Origin of the sequence: Neotabrizicola shimadae (genome assembly GCF_019623905.1) — a bacterium.
GTDB lineage: Bacteria > Pseudomonadota > Alphaproteobacteria > Rhodobacterales > Rhodobacteraceae > Neotabrizicola > Neotabrizicola shimadae.
On record NZ_CP069370.1, the window covers coordinates 2,099,495 to 2,117,296 of the forward strand.

Genomic DNA, 17,802 nt, shown 5'->3' on the forward strand with positions numbered 1-17,802 from the left:
TGACGGCATTTGTCACGGCTTGGGATGGTCGTCCCAGTCCTTCATCAGGATGCGCTCGGCCGAACCCTGCGGATCGTCGAACTGCCTGTGCCGGATCGCCCAGAAGAAGGCGACAAGGCCGATACCGGCCAGGAACAAGGATACGGGGATCAGGAAGGTCAGGATGTTCATGTCAGCCCTATTTCAGCCGCAGCGCGTTCAGCGAGACGGTGATCGACGACAAGGACATCGCCAGCGCCGCCGCCAGCGGCGTCGCCATCCCCACCAGCGCCAGCGGCACCGCCACCACGTTGTACACGCCCGAGATCACCAGGTTCTCGCGCATCCGCCGCACCGCCTGACGCCCGATGCGCACCGCATCGGCCACCGGCCCCATGTCCTGCCCCAGCAGCACCATGTCCGACGCGACCCGCGCCGCATCCAGCGCCGTCGCGGGAGAGATGGACACATGCGCCCCGGCCAGTGCTGCGGTGTCGTTCAGCCCGTCGCCCACCATCAGCACGCGCGCGCCCTCTGCCGTCAGTTCGGCCACCTTGGCGGCCTTCTCGGCCGGCAGCGCGCCCGCGATCCATTCATCCAGCCCCAGCCGCCCGGCGAAAGAGGCCACCGCCCCCGTGCTGTCGCCCGACACCAGAAGGATGCGCAGCCCTTGCGCCTTCAGACCCGCCACCACCTCGGCCGCGCCGGGGCGCAGCCGGTCGGCAAAGGTGAGGGCGCGCGGGGCGCCCTCGCCCGTGCACAGATAGGTCGCCGTCACGGCCAGGCTCTCGCCACCGCACCATTCGGCGCGGCCAAGCCGCACGCGCGTGCCACGCCAGCGGCCCTCGACACCATAGCCCGGCACCTCGCGCAGGTCGTCCACCACCGCAGGCTGCACGCCCGCCGCCCGCGCCGCCTCGACCAGCGACAGCGCCAGCGGATGCGAGGAAGCCGCGGCCAGCGCCGCCGCCACCTCCTGCGCCTGCCGCGGATGCTCGCCCAGGTTGGTCAATTCCGGCGCACCCATAGTCAGCGTGCCGGTCTTGTCGAAGACCACCGTGTCCACATCCGCCAGCCGCTCCAGCGCCGTGCCATGCTTGATGAGCAGGCCCTTGCGGAACAGCCGCCCCGAGGCCGAGGTCACCACCGCCGGCACCGCCAGCCCAAGCGCGCAGGGGCAGGTGATGATCAGCACCGCGGCCGAGATGTTGATGGCATAGCGCAGGTCGCCCCCGGTCTTCCACATCCAGAAGCCGAAGGCCGAAAAGGACAGGATATGTACAAGCGGCGAATAGAGCCGCGCCGCCCGGTCCGCGATCGAGGTGTAGCGCGTCTTCGCATGTTCCGCGACCGCCACAAGATCGGCCATCCGGTGCAGCGAGCTGTCGCGCCCCGCCGCCGTCACGCGCAGCAGGAGGGGCCCGGTCAGGTTCACCTCGCCCGCGCTGACCACCGTGCCCTCGCCCGCCCAGACCGGCAGGCTTTCGCCGGTCAGAAGCGACCGGTCCACTTCCGACGCCCCCTCGATCACCACGCCGTCCACCGGCATCCGCCCGCCGGGACGCACCCGCACCACATCGCCCGGCGCGATTTCCGAGATCGACATCACCACTTCCGCGCCGTCTTTCACCACGGTCGCGCGCGGCACTTCCAGCGCCGCCAGCTCTTCCGCCGCCGACCGCGCCACGGCGCGGGTGCGATGGTCCAGGTAGCGGCCCAGAAGCAGGAAGAAGCACAGCATCACCGCCGCATCGAAATAGGCGTGATGCCCGGAATGGGCGGTCTCGAACAGCGAGATCGACGAAGCCAGAATCAGCGCCAGGCTGATCGGCACATCCATGCCCAGCCGCCCCGCCTTCAGCGACGCCCAGGCCGACCGAAAGAAGGGCTGGCCCGAAAACACCACGGTCGGCAGGGCGATAGCGGCGGAAATCCAGTGGAACAGGTCGCGCGTGGCGCTTTCCGCCCCCGACCAGACCGCCACCGACAGAAGCATGACGTTCATCATGCTGAAGAAGGCCACGCCCAGCCGCATCAGCAGGTCGCGGCCCTGCCGGTCTGTCTCCGTCACCGACAGAAGGCCGGGGTCCAGCTCGTGCGCCTCATAGCCCGCGCCGCCCATCACCCCGATCAGCTCCGCCGCCGTCACGCCGGGGTCGGCATCCACCGACAGCCGCTTCTGCGTCAGGTTCAGACGGGCCGAGCGCACGCCCGGCACCTTCTCCACCGCCTGTTCGACGGTCGAGATGCAGGCCGCGCAATGCGCCGCCGGCAGCGAGAACATCAGCCGCGCGTCCTTCTCCGCCGTGGCGCGCGCCAGGGCCTCGGCCGCGGGCGCCGCCACGCAGGCCGGGCAGGCCGAGACCTGGACCGATTCAACCGGCGCGTCGATCCGTTCGGCGATGGCCACGCTCAGCCCCCCACCACCATGTCAAGCCTTTGGCGAAACAGCGTCCCGTCGGGCGCATAGGCTTCGACATGCATCATCCACTTGCCCTTGGCCAGTTGCACCGGGGCGACGAAGCTGCCCGAAACCTCGGCGAAGACCGGCCGCATGTCCTGCTCTGCCTCGGTCGGACGGCCCACGAGCACGGACAGATCCCGCACCGGCGCGGCAAAGCCCTGCGGATCGGTGAAGGTCAGCCGCAACTCGCCCCGGTCCGGATCGTATTCCTTCACCAGCGTCCAGCCGAGTGCCTTCATCCCTTCGCGCTCGACATCAAAGGTCTGGCTGGCCACATAAGAGTTCTCGACCTCCAGCCCCGGAAAGGTGGAAACCGCCTGCACCGCCAGAACCATGTTCACGGCGATGATGACCCCGAAGAAGCCGACCGAAATCGCCAGGACATGCCGTCCGTTCAACTGGCCCATCTCATTTTGCTCCCTTGCCGAAGAAGACGCTGTCCTTGAACACCCGCTCGATGCTGTCCGGGGTCTGTTCCGAAATATCCTCGATCCAGAACCGGATGTCCGTGCGTTCGGTGGTCGCGCCGATCGTGCCCTTGGGCGCGGTCAGATAGACCTTCTGCGTCTTGGTCTCGTTCGCCGGCACCACGACCGACAGGCCCTGTTCGCCCTCCAGCGCCACGATCAGCGGCGCGGGCGACTTCACCGTGATGAAGAACTCGCGCGGCTCGCCATGCTTGTTGCGCAGGCGCAGCACATAGTCGTTGCGCACCGACCCGTCCGACAGTTGCACATACAGCGGGTTGCGGATCGGCGTCACGTTCACGTCGATGGTGGACCGCAGGAACAGCGCCACGATCAGCGCCACGCCGATGCCCGACCACAGCGTGAAATACAGGATGGTCCGCGGCCGGAACACGTGCTTCCACACCGATTTCGGCGCCTCGCCCGCCTTCTCGCGGATCTCGTCGGTCAGCGCCATGTAGCCGATCAGGTGGCGTGGCTTGCCGACCTTGTCCATCATGTCGTTGCAGGCGTCGATGCACAGGCCGCAGGTGATGCAGGCCAGTTGCTGGCCATTGCGGATGTCGATGCCCATCGGGCAGACGTTCACGCAGGCCTTGCAGTCGATGCAATCCCCCGCGCCTTCCGTGCCCAGCTTGCCCCGCGGCTCGCCGCGCCATTCGCGATAGGCGATGGTCAGCGTGTCCTCGTCCATCATCGCCGCCTGGATACGCGGCCAGGGGCAGGCATAGATGCAGATCTGCTCACGCGCAAAGCCGCCGAAAGCAAAGGTCGTCAGCGTCAGCACCGCCACCGTACCATAAGCCACCATCGGCGCCTCGAACGTCACCAGCTTGTAGAACAGGGTCGGCGCATCCGCGAAATAGAACACCCAGGCCCCGCCGGTGGCCAGCGCAATGGCCAGCCAGGCCGCCCATTTCACCGCGCTCTTGCGGATCTTCTCGGCGTTCCACGGCTGGCGGTGCAGGCGCAGCCGCGCGTTCCGGTCGCCCTCGACAAAGCGTTCCACCAGGATGAACAGGTCGGTCCACACCGTCTGCGGGCAGGCATAGCCGCACCAGACCCGCCCCGCGGCCGAGGTGAACAGGAACAGCCCCAGCCCCGCCATGATCAGCAGGCCCGCGACGAAATAGAACTCGTGCGGCCAGATCTCGATCATGAAGAAGAAGAACCGCCGCCCGCCCAGGTCGATCAGCACCGCCTGGTCGGGCAGGTTCGCGCCGCGGTCCCAGCGGATCCAGGGCGTTGCGTAATAAATGCCCAGCGTGATGAACATGATCCACCACTTGAGCGTGCGGAACTCTCCCTTCACGCGCCGCGGGAATACCGGCTCCCGTGCGGCGTAAAGCGATTCTGGCTGGTCTGTCTGGCTCACGACACTTTCCGATCGGTTCGGTCTCTCGGCCTGCCTAGTGCGCGTGCCCGGCAGCCTCCTTGACCTGCATCAATCTTGGCCCGAGGATACATCAATGACCAGCCACTGCGGCACCGGGTCGCGGAGGCAACTGCAGGCCGGGCCATGATAGCACCCGTCCGTACCGATCCATGCCGCAAAAATGAAAAAAGGCACCGGCGCCCCCAGGAAACGCGCGAACAGGATGGGGCACCGGTGCCGCGCCCATGGTCTCCCCTGGCGCTTGGCTCACGGCTAGCACCCCGTGCCCCGCCCCGCCTTGACCTGAATCAAGCCGCCGCTTTACCCGAAGCCGGTTCTCCGACAGGCTGGACAGACGGCCCGTCAGACGGCCCGTCTCAGGCGCCGCAGGGCAAGGACAGGAACGGATGCCGCCCCTGGTGATCTGCAACCCGCAAGCCGGCAGTGGCCGCGCGGCCCGCCGATGGCCTGCTCTCCTCACTGCCCTGCGCGGCCTCCTCGGCCCCCTCGATACCGTGCTTGCCACCTGCGCGGCCGAGACGGCGGCGGCCGCAGGCGCCGCGACGCGCTCGGGCCGTGCGCTGGTGCTGGTCGGCGGCGACGGCACGCTGAATGCCGCGGTGGGCGGCATCGGCCCCGCGCTGGACGAAGGCGCCCCCGTGCCGTCGCTGGCGCTGGTCAATGCCGGTTCCGGTGGCGATTTCTGCCGCACGCTCGGCCTGCCGCCCGGCGACCTCGCCAGCGCCCGTGCGCTCGCCAACGGTCAGCTCCTCCCCATCGACCTCGGCCGGATCGACCTCACCGGAGCACAGGGCCAACCCGTCACCCGCTGGTTCCTGTCAGTTGCCAATGCCGGCCTTTCGGCCGGCATCGTGCAATCCATGCAGGGCTCGCCCCTGCCCGCCCTTCTCGGGCCGAAGCTCGCCTATGTGCCATATGCTCTGCGGCAACTGCTGCGGGAACGCGGCTTCGACCTCGTGCTGCGAACCGCAACCGGGAAAGAGATCCGCTCGACCCTGCTGCTGGTCTCTGTCGCCAACGGCCGCCACTTCGCCGCCGGCATGTGCATCGCGCCCCAGGCCCGCCCCGATGACGGGCTCTTCGATGTCATGCTGATCCGCGAAGACCGGCGCATCCGGCCCTGGGACCTGCGGCTCCTCTACTCCGGCCGCATCCTCGATCATCCGGCGGCCTCGCTTCTCCGCACAGCCTCGCTGGAGATCAGGGCGGCCGACGGCAGTGCCCTGCCCCTTGATGCCGATGGCGAGTTGATGGGTGTCCTGCCCGCCCGGCTTACCTGCCAGCCCGGCGCGCTGCGCGTGGCGCTGCCCCGCCTGCCGCCCGCCTGAAACGCAACGGGGCCCCCTAGGGGGCCCCGCCGCTTGTCGGGATCGACGGGTTACTCGCCGCCACCCAGCGAGTGCACATACAGCGCCACCGCGCGGATCTCGTCCTCCGACAGCCGCCCGCCCCAGGCCGGCATGACGCCGAACCGCGCATAGGTGACGGTGTTGGTCAACGAGGCAACATCGCCGCCATACAGCCAGATCGCATCGGTCAGGTTCGGCGCGCCCTGCGCACGGTCGCCCATGCCGGCCTCGCCGTGGCAGGCCACGCAGTTCTCGGCAAAGACCGTGGCGCCCGCCGTGGCCATCGCCGCGTCATGCTCCTGGCCCGAGATCTGCAGCACATACTGCACCACATCGCCGATCTGCGTCGCGTCCAGCAGCTCGTCCGTACCAAAGGCCGGCATCTGCGAATACCGCGCATCCGCATCGGTGGTGTTCCGGATGCCATGCTGCACGGTGGCATAGATGTCATCCAGCGTGCCGCCCCACAGCCAGTCGTTGTCCTTCAGCGACGGATAACCCTTGCCCGCAAGGCCCGCCCCTTCGGACTGGTGGCACTGCGCGCAATAGGTGCGGAACACCGCCGCCCCGGCCGGAATGGCATAGTTCATCAGATCCTGGTTCGCGGGAATCGCGTCCAGCGGCGTGTCCACCAGAGCCTTCTGCACGGCGGCATTGGCCTCGTTGAACATGGCGATGTCCTTGTCCAGCGCCAGGCGCGAGTCGCCTGCCGCGTCCTTGCCCAGGATCCCCTGGGTCGCGCCCGAAACCAGCGGCCAGGCCGGATAGGCGATGACATAGCCCAGCGACCAGACGATCGTGGCCCAGAACACCCAGACCCACCAGCGCGGCAGCGGGTTGTTCAGTTCCTCGATGCCATCCCAGCTGTGGCCGGTGGTCGCGACCTCGCCGGGGGCTTTTTTCGTGACTTGCTTGGCGCACATGATCACGCCTCCTTGGCGCCCCGGCCAGATGCGCGGTCATCGCCGCGCACCGGCTCGGAAGCAGGTTTGGTCTCGTTGCGGAAGATCACGTTTGCCGCGTCGTCGTGGATCTGCTTAGCACCGGGTCGGAAGACCCAGATGATGATGCCCACGAAGATCGCCGTCAGGGCGACAAGCGCCCAGCTGTCGGCAAAGTGGCGGAGAAGCGTATAGGTATCCATGCCGTCCCCCTTACCGCGCCGGATCGGGCTGGAAGGTCGAGAAGTCGACCATTGTGCCCAGGACCTGCAGATAGGCGATCAACGCGTCCATCTCGGTCAGTTCGGCCTGGCCGTCGAAGTTGGACACGTTCACCGTCTCGCCATAGCGCTCCAGCAAGGCGGTCGTGTCGGCATTCGGGTCTGCCTGCGCCGCAAAGTCGGCCTTCGCCGCCTCGATCATCTCGCTGGTATAGGGCACGCCCACCAGCGCGTTGGTCGAGACGAGGTCAGCCGCAAAGCTGGCATCCATCACGCGGTCCGACAGGAAGCCGTACTTCGGCATGATCGATTCCGGCACCACCGCTTCCGGGTTGGTCAGGTGGTCGACATGCCAGGCGTCCGAATAGCGCCCGCCCACGCGGGCCAGGTCCGGCCCGGTGCGCTTGGACCCCCACTGGAACGGATGGTCGTATTTCGACTCCGCCGCCAGCGAGTAATGCCCATAGCGTTCGACCTCGTCCCGCATCGGACGGATCATCTGGCTGTGGCAGACATAACAGCCCTCGCGGACGTAAATCTGCCGCCCCGCCAGTTCCAGCGGCGTGTAGGGGCGCACCCCTTCCACATCCTCGATCACGTTCTCCAGATAGAACAGCGGGATGATCTGTACCGCCCCGCCGATGGTGACGACCAGCAAGGACAGCACCGCCAGCAGCGTGGCATGCGTCTCGATGGCCTTGTGCTTTTCAAGAATAGCCATGTGTCACCTCACTCGGCCGGAACGAACGCATGGGACGAAGCCTTGGCAGGCTGCGCACGCACGGTCATCCAAAGGTTGTAGGCCATGATCAGGGCGCCGGTCAGGAACATCACGCCCCCCAGCCCCCGCACCACATACATCGGGTGCATGGCCGCCACGGTGTCGGCAAAGGCGTTCACGAGGAAGCCGTTCGCGTCCACTTCACGCCACATCAGGCCCTGCATGATGCCGGCAACCCACATGGACGAGGCGTACAGCACGATGCCGATGGTGGCGAGCCAGAAGTGCCAGCTGACCAGCGTCAGCGAGTACAGCCGCTCGCGGTTCCACAGGCGCGGCACCAGGAAGTAGAGCGCGCCGAAGGTGATCATGCCGTTCCAGCCCAGCGCACCGGAATGCACGTGGCCGATGGTCCAGTCGGTGTAATGCGACAGCGAGTTCACCGCCTTGATCGACATCATCGGGCCTTCGAAGGTGGACATGCCGTAAAAGCCCACCGACACCACCATCATGCGGATGATCGGGTCCGTGCGCAGCTTGTCCCAAGCGCCCGAAAGCGTCATCAGGCCGTTGATCATGCCGCCCCACGAAGGCATCCACAGCATGATCGAGAACACCATGCCCAGCGTCTGCGCCCAGTCGGGCAGCGCGGTGTAATGCAGGTGGTGCGGACCGGCCCAGATGTACAGGAAGATCAGCGCCCAGAAGTGGATGATCGACAGCTTGTAGCTGTAGACCGGACGCTCGGCCTGCTTCGGCACGAAATAGTACATCATGCCCAGGAAGCCCGCGGTCAGGAAGAAGCCCACCGCGTTGTGGCCATACCACCACTGGATCATCGCATCCTGCACGCCCGAGAACAGCTGGACCTGCGCCGACCCAAAGACCGAAACCGGCAGCGCCAGGTTGTTGCCCAGGTGCAGCATCGCCACGGTCAGGATCATCGACAGAAGGAACCAGTTCGCCACATAGATGTGGGGTTCCTTGCGCTTCATCAGCGTGCCCATGAACACCAGAAGGAACGCCACCCAGACCACGGTGATCAGGATGTCCACGTACCACACCGGCTCGGCATATTCCTTGCCCTGGGTCGCGCCCAGCACATAGCCCGAAGCCGCCAGCACGATCACCAGCTGCCAGCCCCAGAACACGAACCAGCCCAGCGAACCGCCCCACAGCCGCGTCGCGCAGGTGCGCTGCACGATGTAGAACGCGCTCATGATCAGTGCGTTGCCGCCAAAGGCGAAGATCACCGCACTCGTGTGCAGCGGGCGAAGCCGTCCGAAGTTCAGGTAGCCCTGCGCCCATTCGAAATTCAGCGCCGGAAAGGCCATCTGGAAGGCGATGACCACCCCCACCAGAAAGCCCACCACACCCCAGAAGGCGGTGGCAATCGCCCCGGCCCGCACGACCGAGTCGAAATATTCGTTCTGGTTCACGCTCTTCGCATCACCGATGCCCCGCAGCACCACCACGAATGTGATGCCGGCGGCCAGCATGACGGTCAGCGCGTTCACCATATAGGCCAGATCGCGCGCATAGTTGGCCGCGATCGCTGCAAGAAGCGCGATCAGGCCAAGCGCGACCAGCTTCAGGTAATCCCACATGTTGCGTCCCTTCGTCTTGTGGCGCAGTCGTCCCAGTCCGATTCTAGGGATCGCTGCGCACTTTTCGACTGGTCCGCTTGTCGCGGCAGGCGGGGCCAGACACCTTGATCCATATCAACCTTTCTTGCGCCGCGTGTTGACTCGGGTCAAGGTCGCGTCACCCTGCCGCAGCTAGATTGCCGGCATCGCTCAGGAAGGAGACCGCCATGGGCTACAAAACCATCCTCACCGTTGCCACGAACCCCGAAAAGGTTCAGGCCGCCATTGCCGATGCCGCCCGGCTCTGCACCGCGCATGATGCCCATCTCGATGTGCTCTCGCTGGGAATCGACCGCACGCAGGTCGGATACTCCTATGTCGGCACCGGCGCCGTGATGATCGAAGCCGCGATGGAACGCGCCGAAACCGACGCCCGCGACATCGAAAAGGCGGTGAAGGCCGCGCTCGATCAGCAGGGACCCGAGCTGCGCTACGGCACCGATACCGCCGTGGCCCAGATCGGCTCGCTGACCGAGATCGTCGCCCAGCGCGCCCGCTTCGCCGATCTCATCGTGCAGCCCCGCCCCTATGGCAAGGACCAGGGCGCCGAGGCCGAGGCCGTGGTGGAAGCCGCGATGTTCGAAGGCCAGTCGCCGGTTCTCGTGCTGCCCGAGGGCGGCCTTGGCGACCGCGTCTCGCCGCGCCGCGTCGTCATCGCCTGGAATCAGGGCCGCGAGGCGATGCGCGCCGTCCGCCTGGCCCTGCCCTTCCTGATCGACGCCGATGTCGTGAACATCGCCGTCATCGACCCGCCGACCCACGGCCCGGAACGCTCCGATCCCGGCGGGCTCCTCTGCCAGATGCTGGTGCGCCACGGCGTGAAGGCCGAAGTCTCGGTGCTCGCCAAGACCCTGCCCCGCACCTCCGACGTCCTGGCCCGGCATGTCGAGGACCAGGCCGCCGACCTCCTGGTGATGGGCGCCTACGGCCATTCCCGCTTCCGCGAAGCCATCCTCGGCGGCACCACGCGCAACATGCTGGAACAGGCGAAAGTCCCGGTCCTGATGGCGCACTGACCCCGCGCGCTCCCGCCCCGGCGAAAGCCGGGGCCTCCGCCGCCGCGAAGCGCCCACACCCCGGCACACGCTTCCCTCCCCCTCGTGGGGAGGGATGGGGAGGGGGGCTTTCCCCCAACGCAAGCCCCAACAGCCCCCGCCCCGGCGAAAGCCGGGGCCTCGATCCCCCTAGCGCCCACGGCCCCAGCACGCCGATCACCCCGACCAGCGCCGCCGCCATGGCACCCATGATCCTGCCGAACGGCTGGACCGGAAACCGCGCCCGCCGCCTCGGCCTTCATCGGCCCGGTCGGCTCTTCCAGCGTCAGCAAAACCCCGGTCTGCGCCTTCTCGCGCTCCACGACCGCAGCCTGTCACCGCCACGGCTACGCACAGGTTAGCCGCGCCCCACCGGCCTGCCAATCCCGCCGTAGGGTGCGTGCTCGCACGCACCACCCCCCAGGACAATCCTTAAGTCCAAGTTAATCCGCCCGGACAACCCATTGGAATCATTGGACTCACCCAAGCGTCCGAGCTCGGACGCCCCCGGATGCCCCCCGGATGCCCTTGCGGCCCGGCGGGTCAGACGAGGAAGCCCCCGTCGCTGTCGTCGCCCGTCTCCTCCAGGAGCAGGTCGAAGTTCGGCACCTGGATGTGGCGCTTGCCCTCCAGCTCGATCACCCCGTCCTTCTTCAGGGCACTGATCTGCCGGCTGACCGTCTCCAGCGTCAGGCCCAGGTAATCGGCCATCTCCTCGCGGGTCAGCGGCAGATCGAACGCCAGCTTCCCCTTGGCCGAGCGCAGCTTGAGGCTCGCGTCCCGCCGCGCGATGATCGCCAGAAGCGAGGCGATCTTCTCCCGCGCGGTCTTGCGGCCCAGAAGCAGCATCCACTCCCGCGCCGCATCCAGCTCGTCCAACGTCATCTCCAGGAGCCGCTGGGCAATATGCGGGGTCGAGGACATCATCTCCTCGAACGGCTTCTTGCGGAAGCAGCACATCACCAGGTCGGTGGTGGCCGTCACGTCATAGGCCGCGACCTGCCGGCCGGGACGGCCCACGAAATCCGACGGCAGCAGAAGGCCCACCATCTGCCGGCGGCCATCCTCCATCGTCTGGGTCAGCGTGGCGATGCCCGAGACCACCGAGGCCACGAAGTCCATCCGGTCGCCCGACCAGATGACCGTCTGCCCCGCCTGGTAGCTGCGGTAGTATTTCATCTGCTCCAGCCGGAGGAGTTCGTCCGTTTCGCAGCGGGCACAGACCGCGCGGTGCCGGATCGGGCAATCGCCGCAATCATGCGCCGACATCTGGGGATCGTGATGGGCCATTCCCGCCTTCCGATTGATCTGCGTCAAGGTCGAGGGCCGCATCGCGCCTATCATGACAGGCAGCCCGGGTGTCACATCAAGTTAGGTGAATGTCTTCCGATCCGCAACTTGCCCGCTTCGGGCTCTTCGACGCGCGTGTGCCAAGGTACACGAGCTATCCGACCGCCCCGCAGTTCGCGGGGGGCGTGGGACCGGGAGAATTCGTCCACTGGATCGAATCCATCCCCGCCGGGTCGGACATCTCGCTGTACCTGCATGTGCCCTTCTGCCGCAGGCTCTGCTGGTTCTGCGCCTGCCGGACGCAGGGCACGTCGTCCGACCTGCCCGTTCTGGCCTATGCCAAGACCCTGATCGCCGAGATCGCGCTGCTGAAGCGCCACCTGGCCCCCGGCGTACGCCTCAGCCGCCTGCATTGGGGCGGCGGGACGCCCACGCTTCTGCCCCCCGACAGCATCCGCGCGCTGGCAGCTGCCGTCTATGATGCGGTGCCGTTGGCCGAGGGCGCGGAATTCTCGGTCGAGATCGACCCGAACGAGGTGGACGAGGCGCGCCTTGACGCGTTGGCCGAGGCCGGGATGAACCGCGCCTCGATCGGGGTGCAGGACTTCGACCCCGAGATCCAGAAGACCATCGGCCGCGAGCAGGGTTATGAGCTGACCAAATCGGTCGCCGATGCCATCCGCGTCCGCGGCGTGAAAAGCCTGAACGCGGATATCCTTTACGGCCTGCCGCACCAGACCCGGTCGCGCATCTCTGATTCGGTCCAGAAGCTCCTGACCCTGTCGCCCGACCGGGTGGCGCTTTACGGCTATGCCCATGTGCCGTGGATGAGCCGGCGCCAGCAGATGATCCCTTCGGAATCCATGCCCACGCCCGAGGAACGGCTGGGTCTGTTCGAGACGGCGCGCGAGCTGTTCCTCTGGGACGGCTATGCCGAAATCGGCATCGACCATTTCGCCCGGCCCGAGGATGGCATGGCGGTGGCGCAGCGGCAGGGCACGCTGCGGCGCAACTTCCAGGGCTACACCGACGACACCGCCCCGGTGCTGATCGGGCTCGGCGCCTCGTCCATCTCGCGCTTTCCACAAGGCTATGTGCAGAACGTCTCGGGCACATCGGATCACACGAAGGCCATCCGCGCCGGGCAGTTCTCTACCCATCGCGGCCATGCCTTCAGCGGCGAGGACGTGCTGCGCGCCCGCATCATCGAGGCGCTGATGTGCGATTTCCGCGTCAGCCGGGCCGAGATGCTGCGCGACCATCCGGTGACGCCCGAGCGGCTGGACAGCCTCTTCCGCGCCACAGCCGAGCAATTCCCCGGCATGGTCGAACTGGATGCCAACGGCCTGTCCATCCCCCTGAAGGCGCGGCCCCTGACCCGGATGATCGCGCGAACCTTCGACGCCTATGACCAGACCAAGGCGCAGCATTCCGCGGCGATCTGAGCGGGCTTTACACAGGCGATCCGGCGCGGCAGGCAGGGGCATCAATCCCGGAGCTGCGCCATGACCACTGCCTTTCTCACCGACGAACGGGTCTTCTGGCACGGCGGCGGCGCCTATGCGCTGACCATGCCGGTGGGCGGGCCGATGGGCGGGCTGGTGCAGCCGCTGCCCACCGGCCTGCCGGAGAACCCCGAAACCAAGCGGCGGATGAAGAACCTGCTGGATGCGACGGGGCTTCTGCGCCAGCTTGCCGTCAGTTCGGCCGATCCGGCCAGCGACGAGGATCTGCGCCGCGTGCACCCGGAAAGCTACCTGTCCGAGTTCCGGCGGCTGTCGGCGGCTTCAGGTGGCGAACTCGGCATCCGCACGCCCTTCCTGTCGGGCGGCTATGACCTTGCGGCCCTGTCGGCGGGGCTGGCGACCGAGGCGATGCGAAAGGTCACGACGGGAGAGGCACACAATGCCTATGCGCTGACCCGCCCGCCGGGGCACCACTGCCTGCCCGATTTTCCGAACGGCTTCTGCCTCTTGAACAACATCGCCATCGGCATCCGCGCCCTGCAGGCCGAAGGCCGCACCTCCCGCGTGGCGGTGGTGGACTGGGACGTGCACCACGGCAACGGCACCGAAGCGGTATTTCTGGCTGACCCCGACGTGCTGGCGATCAGCCTGCACCAGGACCGCAACTACCCGATGGACACGGGCTTTGCCGAGCTGCGGGGCGAAGGCGCGGGGTTGGGCGCCAACATCAACATACCTCTGCCCCCCGGCCTGGGCCACCGCGGCTATCTGGCCGCGGTGGACCGCATCGTCCTGCCCGCGCTGTCACGCTTCCGTCCCGACCTGATCGTCGTCGCCTGCGGCTTCGACGCCTCTGCCATGGACCCGCTTGGGCGGATGCTGTGCACCGCCGAGACCTTCCGGCTGATGACGCGGTCCATGATGCAGGCGGCGGACGACCTGTGCGGCGGGCGCCTCGTGCTGGTGCACGAGGGCGGCTATTCCGAGGCGCATCTGCCCTTCTGCGGCCATGCCGTCATCGAGGAGCTGTCGGGCAGCGCGATCCGCGCGCCCGATCCGCTAGGCCCCACTCTGGACAAGCGCCAACCCGACGCGCGGTTCGACGCCTTTGCCAACGGCTGGATCGACGATCTTGCGCGGTTCCACGGGACATTTCCAGGCTGACCCGTAGGAAGCGGGGTTTCCCCCTGCACCCGCGAGGCGGATTTTCACAAAGGGGAAGCCGGCAACAAGCCGGGCCTTGACCTTGGCTTGCGCAATCCCTTGATGGGGCGGGACAGGAGTGCCCCATGCCGCAGAAGAACCCCGAAGCCCTCGCCTTCCTTGCACAGCGTCGCAGCTATCCGTCCAAGGCGATGGTGCCGCCCGCGCCCTCCGAAGAGGAGGTGATGGGTCTGTTGACCATCGCCGCCCGCGTGCCCGACCATGGCAAGCTGGAACCGTGGCGCTTTGTTCTGCTGACAAAGCCCGCACTGGCACGGCTTGCCGATCTGGGTGAGGCGCGGGCCCACGAGTTGGGGGGCGACGAGGAAAAGGTCGCCAAGGGCCGCGGCCAGTTCGACCGCGGGCTGATCGCCGTGGCGGTGATCTTCTCGCCCAAGACATCCGACAAGGCGCCCGAGATCGAACAGCTTCTGTCCGCGGGCGCGCTCTGCCAGAACCTGTTGAATGCGGCAGAGGCTGCGGGCTGGGCCGCGAACTGGATCACCGGCTGGCCCGCGCATGACCCGGTCTGGTGCGAGCGCGCGCTTGGCTTGGCACCGCAGGAGCGGGTGGCGGGGTTCATCTACCTTGGCAGCGAGGGCGCGCCGGTGCCCGACCGCCCGCGCCCCGATGTGGCGCGCCTGACGACCGTGGCGCGATGATCTGGTCCAGCTTCACCCTCGCCGTCGGCCAGATGGGCGACCCGCGCTTTCGCCGCGTGCTGTTCCTGGGCATCGCGCTGACCATCGCGCTCCTGTTCGGGGTCTATGCCCTGTTCCTCTGGGGCCTCGAGACCTTCACGCCAGAAACGCTGGAACTGCCGTGGATCGGCCCGGTCGGCGGGGTGCACACACTTCTGGGCTTTGGCTCTGCGCTGGTGATGATGGTGTTGTCGGTGTTCCTGATGGTGCCGGTGGCTTCGGCCTTCTCGGGCTTCTTCCTGGAAGACGTGGCGCGGGCGGTCGAGGAACGCCACTACCCCGGCCTGCCCCCCGTGCCGCGGCAGGGTTTGATGGACATGCTGATCGACAACGCCAACTTCTTCGGCCTCATCATCGCAGTGAACGCCGTGGGCCTGATCTTCTACATCTTCGCCGGGCCCTTCGCGCCCCTGGTGTTCTGGGCGGTGAACGGCTTTCTCCTGGGGCGTGAATACTTCACGCTCGCCGCCATGCGCCGCATCGGCCGCCCCGCGGCCAAGGCGCTGCGCAAGCAGAATTTCTGGATGATCTGGGGCGCCGGCATCCTGATGGCGGCACCGCTTTCGGTGCCGCTGGTCAACCTTCTGGTGCCGGTCCTGGGCGCTGCCACCTTCACCCACATCTTCCACGCGCTGACCGGCGCGCGGCCGGTCACTGCTTCAGGGCGTCCCGGTTTTCCTGGATGACGCCGTTGATGTCGAAATCCTCGACCGAGATCAGGCCCGAGGTGATGATCGCCGCAAAGACGATCCACAGCCCTACGGCGACCGCCGTGGTGATCTTGGCCTTGCGCGCGACCTGAAAATCCGCCGGCGCGCTGGCCGGCGTGCCGGGCACGATCACGCCTGCGTCGCGCTGGCTGGTAAAGCGCAGCGGCAGCACGATGAAGAAGGTCATCCACCAGATGACCGCGAACAGGACGATGGCGGCGGTGATCGTCATACCTGCTCCAGTTCCACGAGGCAGCCGTTGAAATCCTTCGGGTGCAGGAACAGCACCGGCTTGCCATGCGCCCCGATCTTGGGCTCGCCCGACCCCAGCACCCGCGCACCCGCGGCCTTCAGCCGGTCGCGCGCCGCAAGGATATCTTCGACCTCATAGCAGATGTGGTGGATGCCGCCCGCCGGGTTCTTTTCCAGAAAGCCGGCGATGGGGGAGTTCTCTCCAAGCGGATGCAGGAACTCGATCTTCGTGTTCGGAAGCTCCACGAAGATTACCGTCACGCCATGGTCCGGCTCGTCCTGCGGCGCGCCGACCTTGGCGCCAAGCGTATCGCGGTACTGCGCGGCCGCGGCGGCCAGATCCGGCACCGCGATGGCGACATGGTTCAGGCGTCCGATCATCTGTCTCTCCCATGCGTGGCTCGGCCCGCTTATCCGCAGCCCGGCGGCCCGAGGCAAGGGGTCCGGGCGCCGCACCTGTTAACGCGATCTTAGCATGGATGACGTTCACATGTCGGGCATCGACAAGGACACCGCCATGCCCGATCCCGCCTATATCCCCGTCCTGCCCGGCCCACCGCAGCGGGGCCTGCTGCCATTGCAGGGGCTGACGGTGCTGGCGGTGGAAGACAGCCGCTTTGCCTGCGAAGCCCTGCGCCTGATGTGCCAGCGTGCCGGCGCGCGGCTGCGCCGGGCTGACACCCTGGCCGCGGCCCGTGCCCATCTGGCGACCTATCGACCCGATGTGGCGATCGTCGACATCGGCCTGCCCGATGGCGAGGGCACCGCCCTGATCGCCGACATCGCAAACAGCCAGCGCCGCCCCGTGGTCCTGCTGGCCACCAGCGGCGACCCCGCGGCCGAGGCGCCCGCGCGCCTGGCCGGGGCCGATGGCTTCCTGCCCAAACCCATCGAACGCATGGCCGATTTCCTGGCCCAGGTGCTCGACCGCCTGCCCGAAAGCCTGCCCTTTCCCGCCGGGACGGACAGCCCGGCCGCGCCCGACCCCATCGCGCTGATCGACGATCTGCGCCGCGCCGAGGGGTATCTTGCCAAGGGCCTGCCACAGCCCTGGCTGACCGGCTTTCTTGCCGGCCTCGCGCGTCAGGCGCATGATCCGGCGCTCGCCGCCGCCCTGCCCGTCCTGTCCAGCGCACATGGCCAGGCCCGGCTGCGCCGTCTCATCCGCCAGCGCATTGCCGAAGGCCCGCCCGCCTTTGCATCAGCGCCCGGCCAGTGCCGGATCTGACGCCGCACGCACCAGACCGGTCAGGTCGGCCAGGCGTTCCTTCTGCCGCCCCTGCGCGTCGAAGTTGGCCGGCGACAGCCAGGCGTCATAGGCCGCCTTCAATCCCGGCCATTCGCTGTCGATGCAGGCGAACCAGGCGGTGTCGCGATTGCGCCCCTTCACCACCGCCGCCTGCCGGAAGATGCCCTCATGGCTGAAGCCCAGCCTCTGCGCCGCCCGGCGCGAGGCCATGTTCAGCGCATTGCATTTCCACTCATAGCGGCGATAGCCCGCCTCGAAGGCCCACTGCATCATCAGGAACATCGCCTCGGTCGCCACGACGCTGCGCTGCAACTCGGGCGCCAGGCAGATATGCCCCACCTCGATCGTCCCGGCCTCGGGCGTGATGCGCAGATAGCTTGCCACCCCGCCACAATGGCCCGTCGCCTGGTTGCGGATGGCAAAGAACACGGGATCGCCGCCCATCGCCGTGTCCTTGGCCCAACGGTGATAGCGCGCGGCCGAGCCGAAGGGGCCATAGGGCATGTAATCCCAGATCGAATCGTCCAGGCTGAAGGCGCGGTGCAGATCGGCGGCATGGGCATCCGGGTCCATCCGCTCCAGCCGGGCATGACGCCCTTCCAGCACCGTCAAGCCGTCAGGCCGCGGCGGCGGCACCCAACCCGGAACCTCGAAACCCAACCGTTCTGCGTCGTTCATGCGCGCCTCCTGCCTGCGCCCGTTATGGTGCGGGC

At 67.4% G+C, this 17,802-nt stretch carries 19 protein-coding genes; 7 read left to right on the forward strand and 12 right to left on the reverse strand.

All coding sequences use genetic code 11. The features are described 5' to 3' along the window. Window positions 1-12: 12 nt before the first annotated feature. The 4 genes from ccoS to ccoG are packed head-to-tail and all read right to left on the reverse strand — an operon-like array spanning window position 13 to window position 4,285. Window positions 13-171, reverse strand: coding sequence for a cbb3-type cytochrome oxidase assembly protein CcoS (gene ccoS / locus JO391_RS10135; RefSeq protein WP_220660380.1), 159 nt, complete (start codon window positions 169-171; stop codon window positions 13-15). Between the two features lie 7 nt (window positions 172-178). Next, a complete protein-coding gene (locus JO391_RS10140; protein ID WP_220660381.1) occupies window positions 179-2,389 on the reverse strand; it encodes a heavy metal translocating P-type ATPase in 2,211 nt (736 codons plus the stop codon). 2 nt (window positions 2,390-2,391) lie between these two features. Continuing rightward, window positions 2,392-2,850 carry a FixH family protein gene (locus JO391_RS10145; RefSeq protein ID WP_220660382.1) on the reverse strand — a complete coding sequence of 153 codons (459 nt, stop codon included), beginning with the start codon at window positions 2,848-2,850 and terminating at the stop codon, window positions 2,392-2,394. A 1-nt stretch (window position 2,851) separates the two neighbouring features. After that, the gene (ccoG, locus tag JO391_RS10150) at window positions 2,852-4,285 is read right to left on the reverse strand and encodes a cytochrome c oxidase accessory protein CcoG (RefSeq protein ID WP_220660383.1); all 1,434 of its coding nucleotides are present in this window, start codon (window positions 4,283-4,285) and stop codon (window positions 2,852-2,854) included. A 407-nt stretch (window positions 4,286-4,692) separates the two neighbouring features. Between ccoG and JO391_RS10155 the strand changes: the two genes are divergently transcribed. Next, window positions 4,693-5,634, forward strand: a complete 942-nt coding sequence (locus tag JO391_RS10155) for a diacylglycerol/lipid kinase family protein (RefSeq protein WP_220660384.1) — start codon at window positions 4,693-4,695, stop codon at window positions 5,632-5,634. Between the two features lie 50 nt (window positions 5,635-5,684). On the opposite strand, the gene ccoP is transcribed toward JO391_RS10155, so the two are convergent. Genes ccoP through ccoN form a run of 4 tightly spaced genes read right to left on the reverse strand, consistent with a single transcriptional unit; the run spans window position 5,685 to window position 9,145 of the window. After that, window positions 5,685-6,578 carry a cytochrome-c oxidase, cbb3-type subunit III gene (gene ccoP / locus JO391_RS10160; RefSeq protein ID WP_220660385.1) on the reverse strand — a complete coding sequence of 298 codons (894 nt, stop codon included), beginning with the start codon at window positions 6,576-6,578 and terminating at the stop codon, window positions 5,685-5,687. A 2-nt stretch (window positions 6,579-6,580) separates the two neighbouring features. Next, the gene (locus JO391_RS10165) at window positions 6,581-6,799 is read right to left on the reverse strand and encodes a cbb3-type cytochrome c oxidase subunit 3 (RefSeq protein ID WP_220660386.1); all 219 of its coding nucleotides are present in this window, start codon (window positions 6,797-6,799) and stop codon (window positions 6,581-6,583) included. Between the two features lie 10 nt (window positions 6,800-6,809). After that, the gene (ccoO, locus tag JO391_RS10170) at window positions 6,810-7,538 is read right to left on the reverse strand and encodes a cytochrome-c oxidase, cbb3-type subunit II (RefSeq protein ID WP_220660387.1); all 729 of its coding nucleotides are present in this window, start codon (window positions 7,536-7,538) and stop codon (window positions 6,810-6,812) included. An 8-nt stretch (window positions 7,539-7,546) separates the two neighbouring features. Beyond that, the gene (gene ccoN / locus JO391_RS10175; protein WP_220660388.1) at window positions 7,547-9,145 is read right to left on the reverse strand and encodes a cytochrome-c oxidase, cbb3-type subunit I; all 1,599 of its coding nucleotides are present in this window, start codon (window positions 9,143-9,145) and stop codon (window positions 7,547-7,549) included. A gap of 206 nt (window positions 9,146-9,351) precedes the next feature. Here ccoN and JO391_RS10180 point away from each other — a divergent pair, with 206 nt between their 5' ends. Next, entirely contained in the window at window positions 9,352-10,200 is an 849-nt protein-coding gene (locus JO391_RS10180) for a universal stress protein (protein ID WP_220660389.1), read from the forward strand. A 561-nt stretch (window positions 10,201-10,761) separates the two neighbouring features. Here the strand turns inward: JO391_RS10180 and fnrL are convergent. Continuing rightward, complete coding sequence (gene fnrL, locus JO391_RS10185) at window positions 10,762-11,508, reverse strand: transcriptional regulator FnrL (protein ID WP_220660390.1); 747 nt, start codon at window positions 11,506-11,508, stop codon at window positions 10,762-10,764. An 89-nt stretch (window positions 11,509-11,597) separates the two neighbouring features. Between fnrL and hemN the strand changes: the two genes are divergently transcribed. The 4 genes from hemN (at window position 11,598) to JO391_RS10205 (ending at window position 15,564) form a co-directional block, all read left to right on the forward strand. Beyond that, window positions 11,598-12,953, forward strand: coding sequence for an oxygen-independent coproporphyrinogen III oxidase (gene hemN / locus JO391_RS10190; RefSeq protein WP_220660391.1), 1,356 nt, complete (start codon window positions 11,598-11,600; stop codon window positions 12,951-12,953). A 60-nt stretch (window positions 12,954-13,013) separates the two neighbouring features. Next, on the forward strand, window positions 13,014-14,138 hold the full coding sequence (locus JO391_RS10195) for a histone deacetylase-like amidohydrolase (RefSeq protein WP_220660392.1): 1,125 nt from the start codon (window positions 13,014-13,016) through the stop codon (window positions 14,136-14,138). Between the two features lie 125 nt (window positions 14,139-14,263). Then, window positions 14,264-14,839: a nitroreductase family protein gene (locus JO391_RS10200; protein ID WP_220660393.1), complete on the forward strand. Its 576-nt coding sequence runs from the start codon at window positions 14,264-14,266 to the stop codon at window positions 14,837-14,839. Next, window positions 14,836-15,564, forward strand: a complete 729-nt coding sequence (locus JO391_RS10205; protein WP_220660394.1) for an EI24 domain-containing protein — start codon at window positions 14,836-14,838, stop codon at window positions 15,562-15,564. The genes JO391_RS10200 and JO391_RS10205 overlap by 4 nt, the downstream gene beginning before the upstream one ends. On the opposite strand, the gene JO391_RS10210 is transcribed toward JO391_RS10205, so the two are convergent. Together JO391_RS10210 and mce are read right to left on the reverse strand one after the other, a co-directional pair. Next, the gene (locus tag JO391_RS10210; protein WP_220660395.1) at window positions 15,530-15,820 is read right to left on the reverse strand and encodes a DUF1467 family protein; all 291 of its coding nucleotides are present in this window, start codon (window positions 15,818-15,820) and stop codon (window positions 15,530-15,532) included. The genes JO391_RS10205 and JO391_RS10210 overlap by 35 nt on opposite strands. Further along, a complete protein-coding gene (gene mce / locus JO391_RS10215; RefSeq protein ID WP_220660396.1) occupies window positions 15,817-16,221 on the reverse strand; it encodes a methylmalonyl-CoA epimerase in 405 nt (134 codons plus the stop codon). The genes JO391_RS10210 and mce overlap by 4 nt, the downstream gene beginning before the upstream one ends. 94 nt (window positions 16,222-16,315) lie before the next feature. Between mce and JO391_RS10220 the strand changes: the two genes are divergently transcribed. Then, window positions 16,316-17,068 (forward strand): response regulator, encoded by a 753-nt coding sequence (locus JO391_RS10220; RefSeq protein ID WP_259444664.1) that lies wholly within the window; start codon window positions 16,316-16,318, stop codon window positions 17,066-17,068. Here the strand turns inward: JO391_RS10220 and JO391_RS10225 are convergent. Then, a complete protein-coding gene (locus JO391_RS10225; protein WP_220660397.1) occupies window positions 17,042-17,767 on the reverse strand; it encodes a GNAT family N-acetyltransferase in 726 nt (241 codons plus the stop codon). The two genes, JO391_RS10220 and JO391_RS10225, sit on opposite strands and share 27 nt — an antisense overlap. Window positions 17,768-17,802 lie beyond the last annotated feature (35 nt).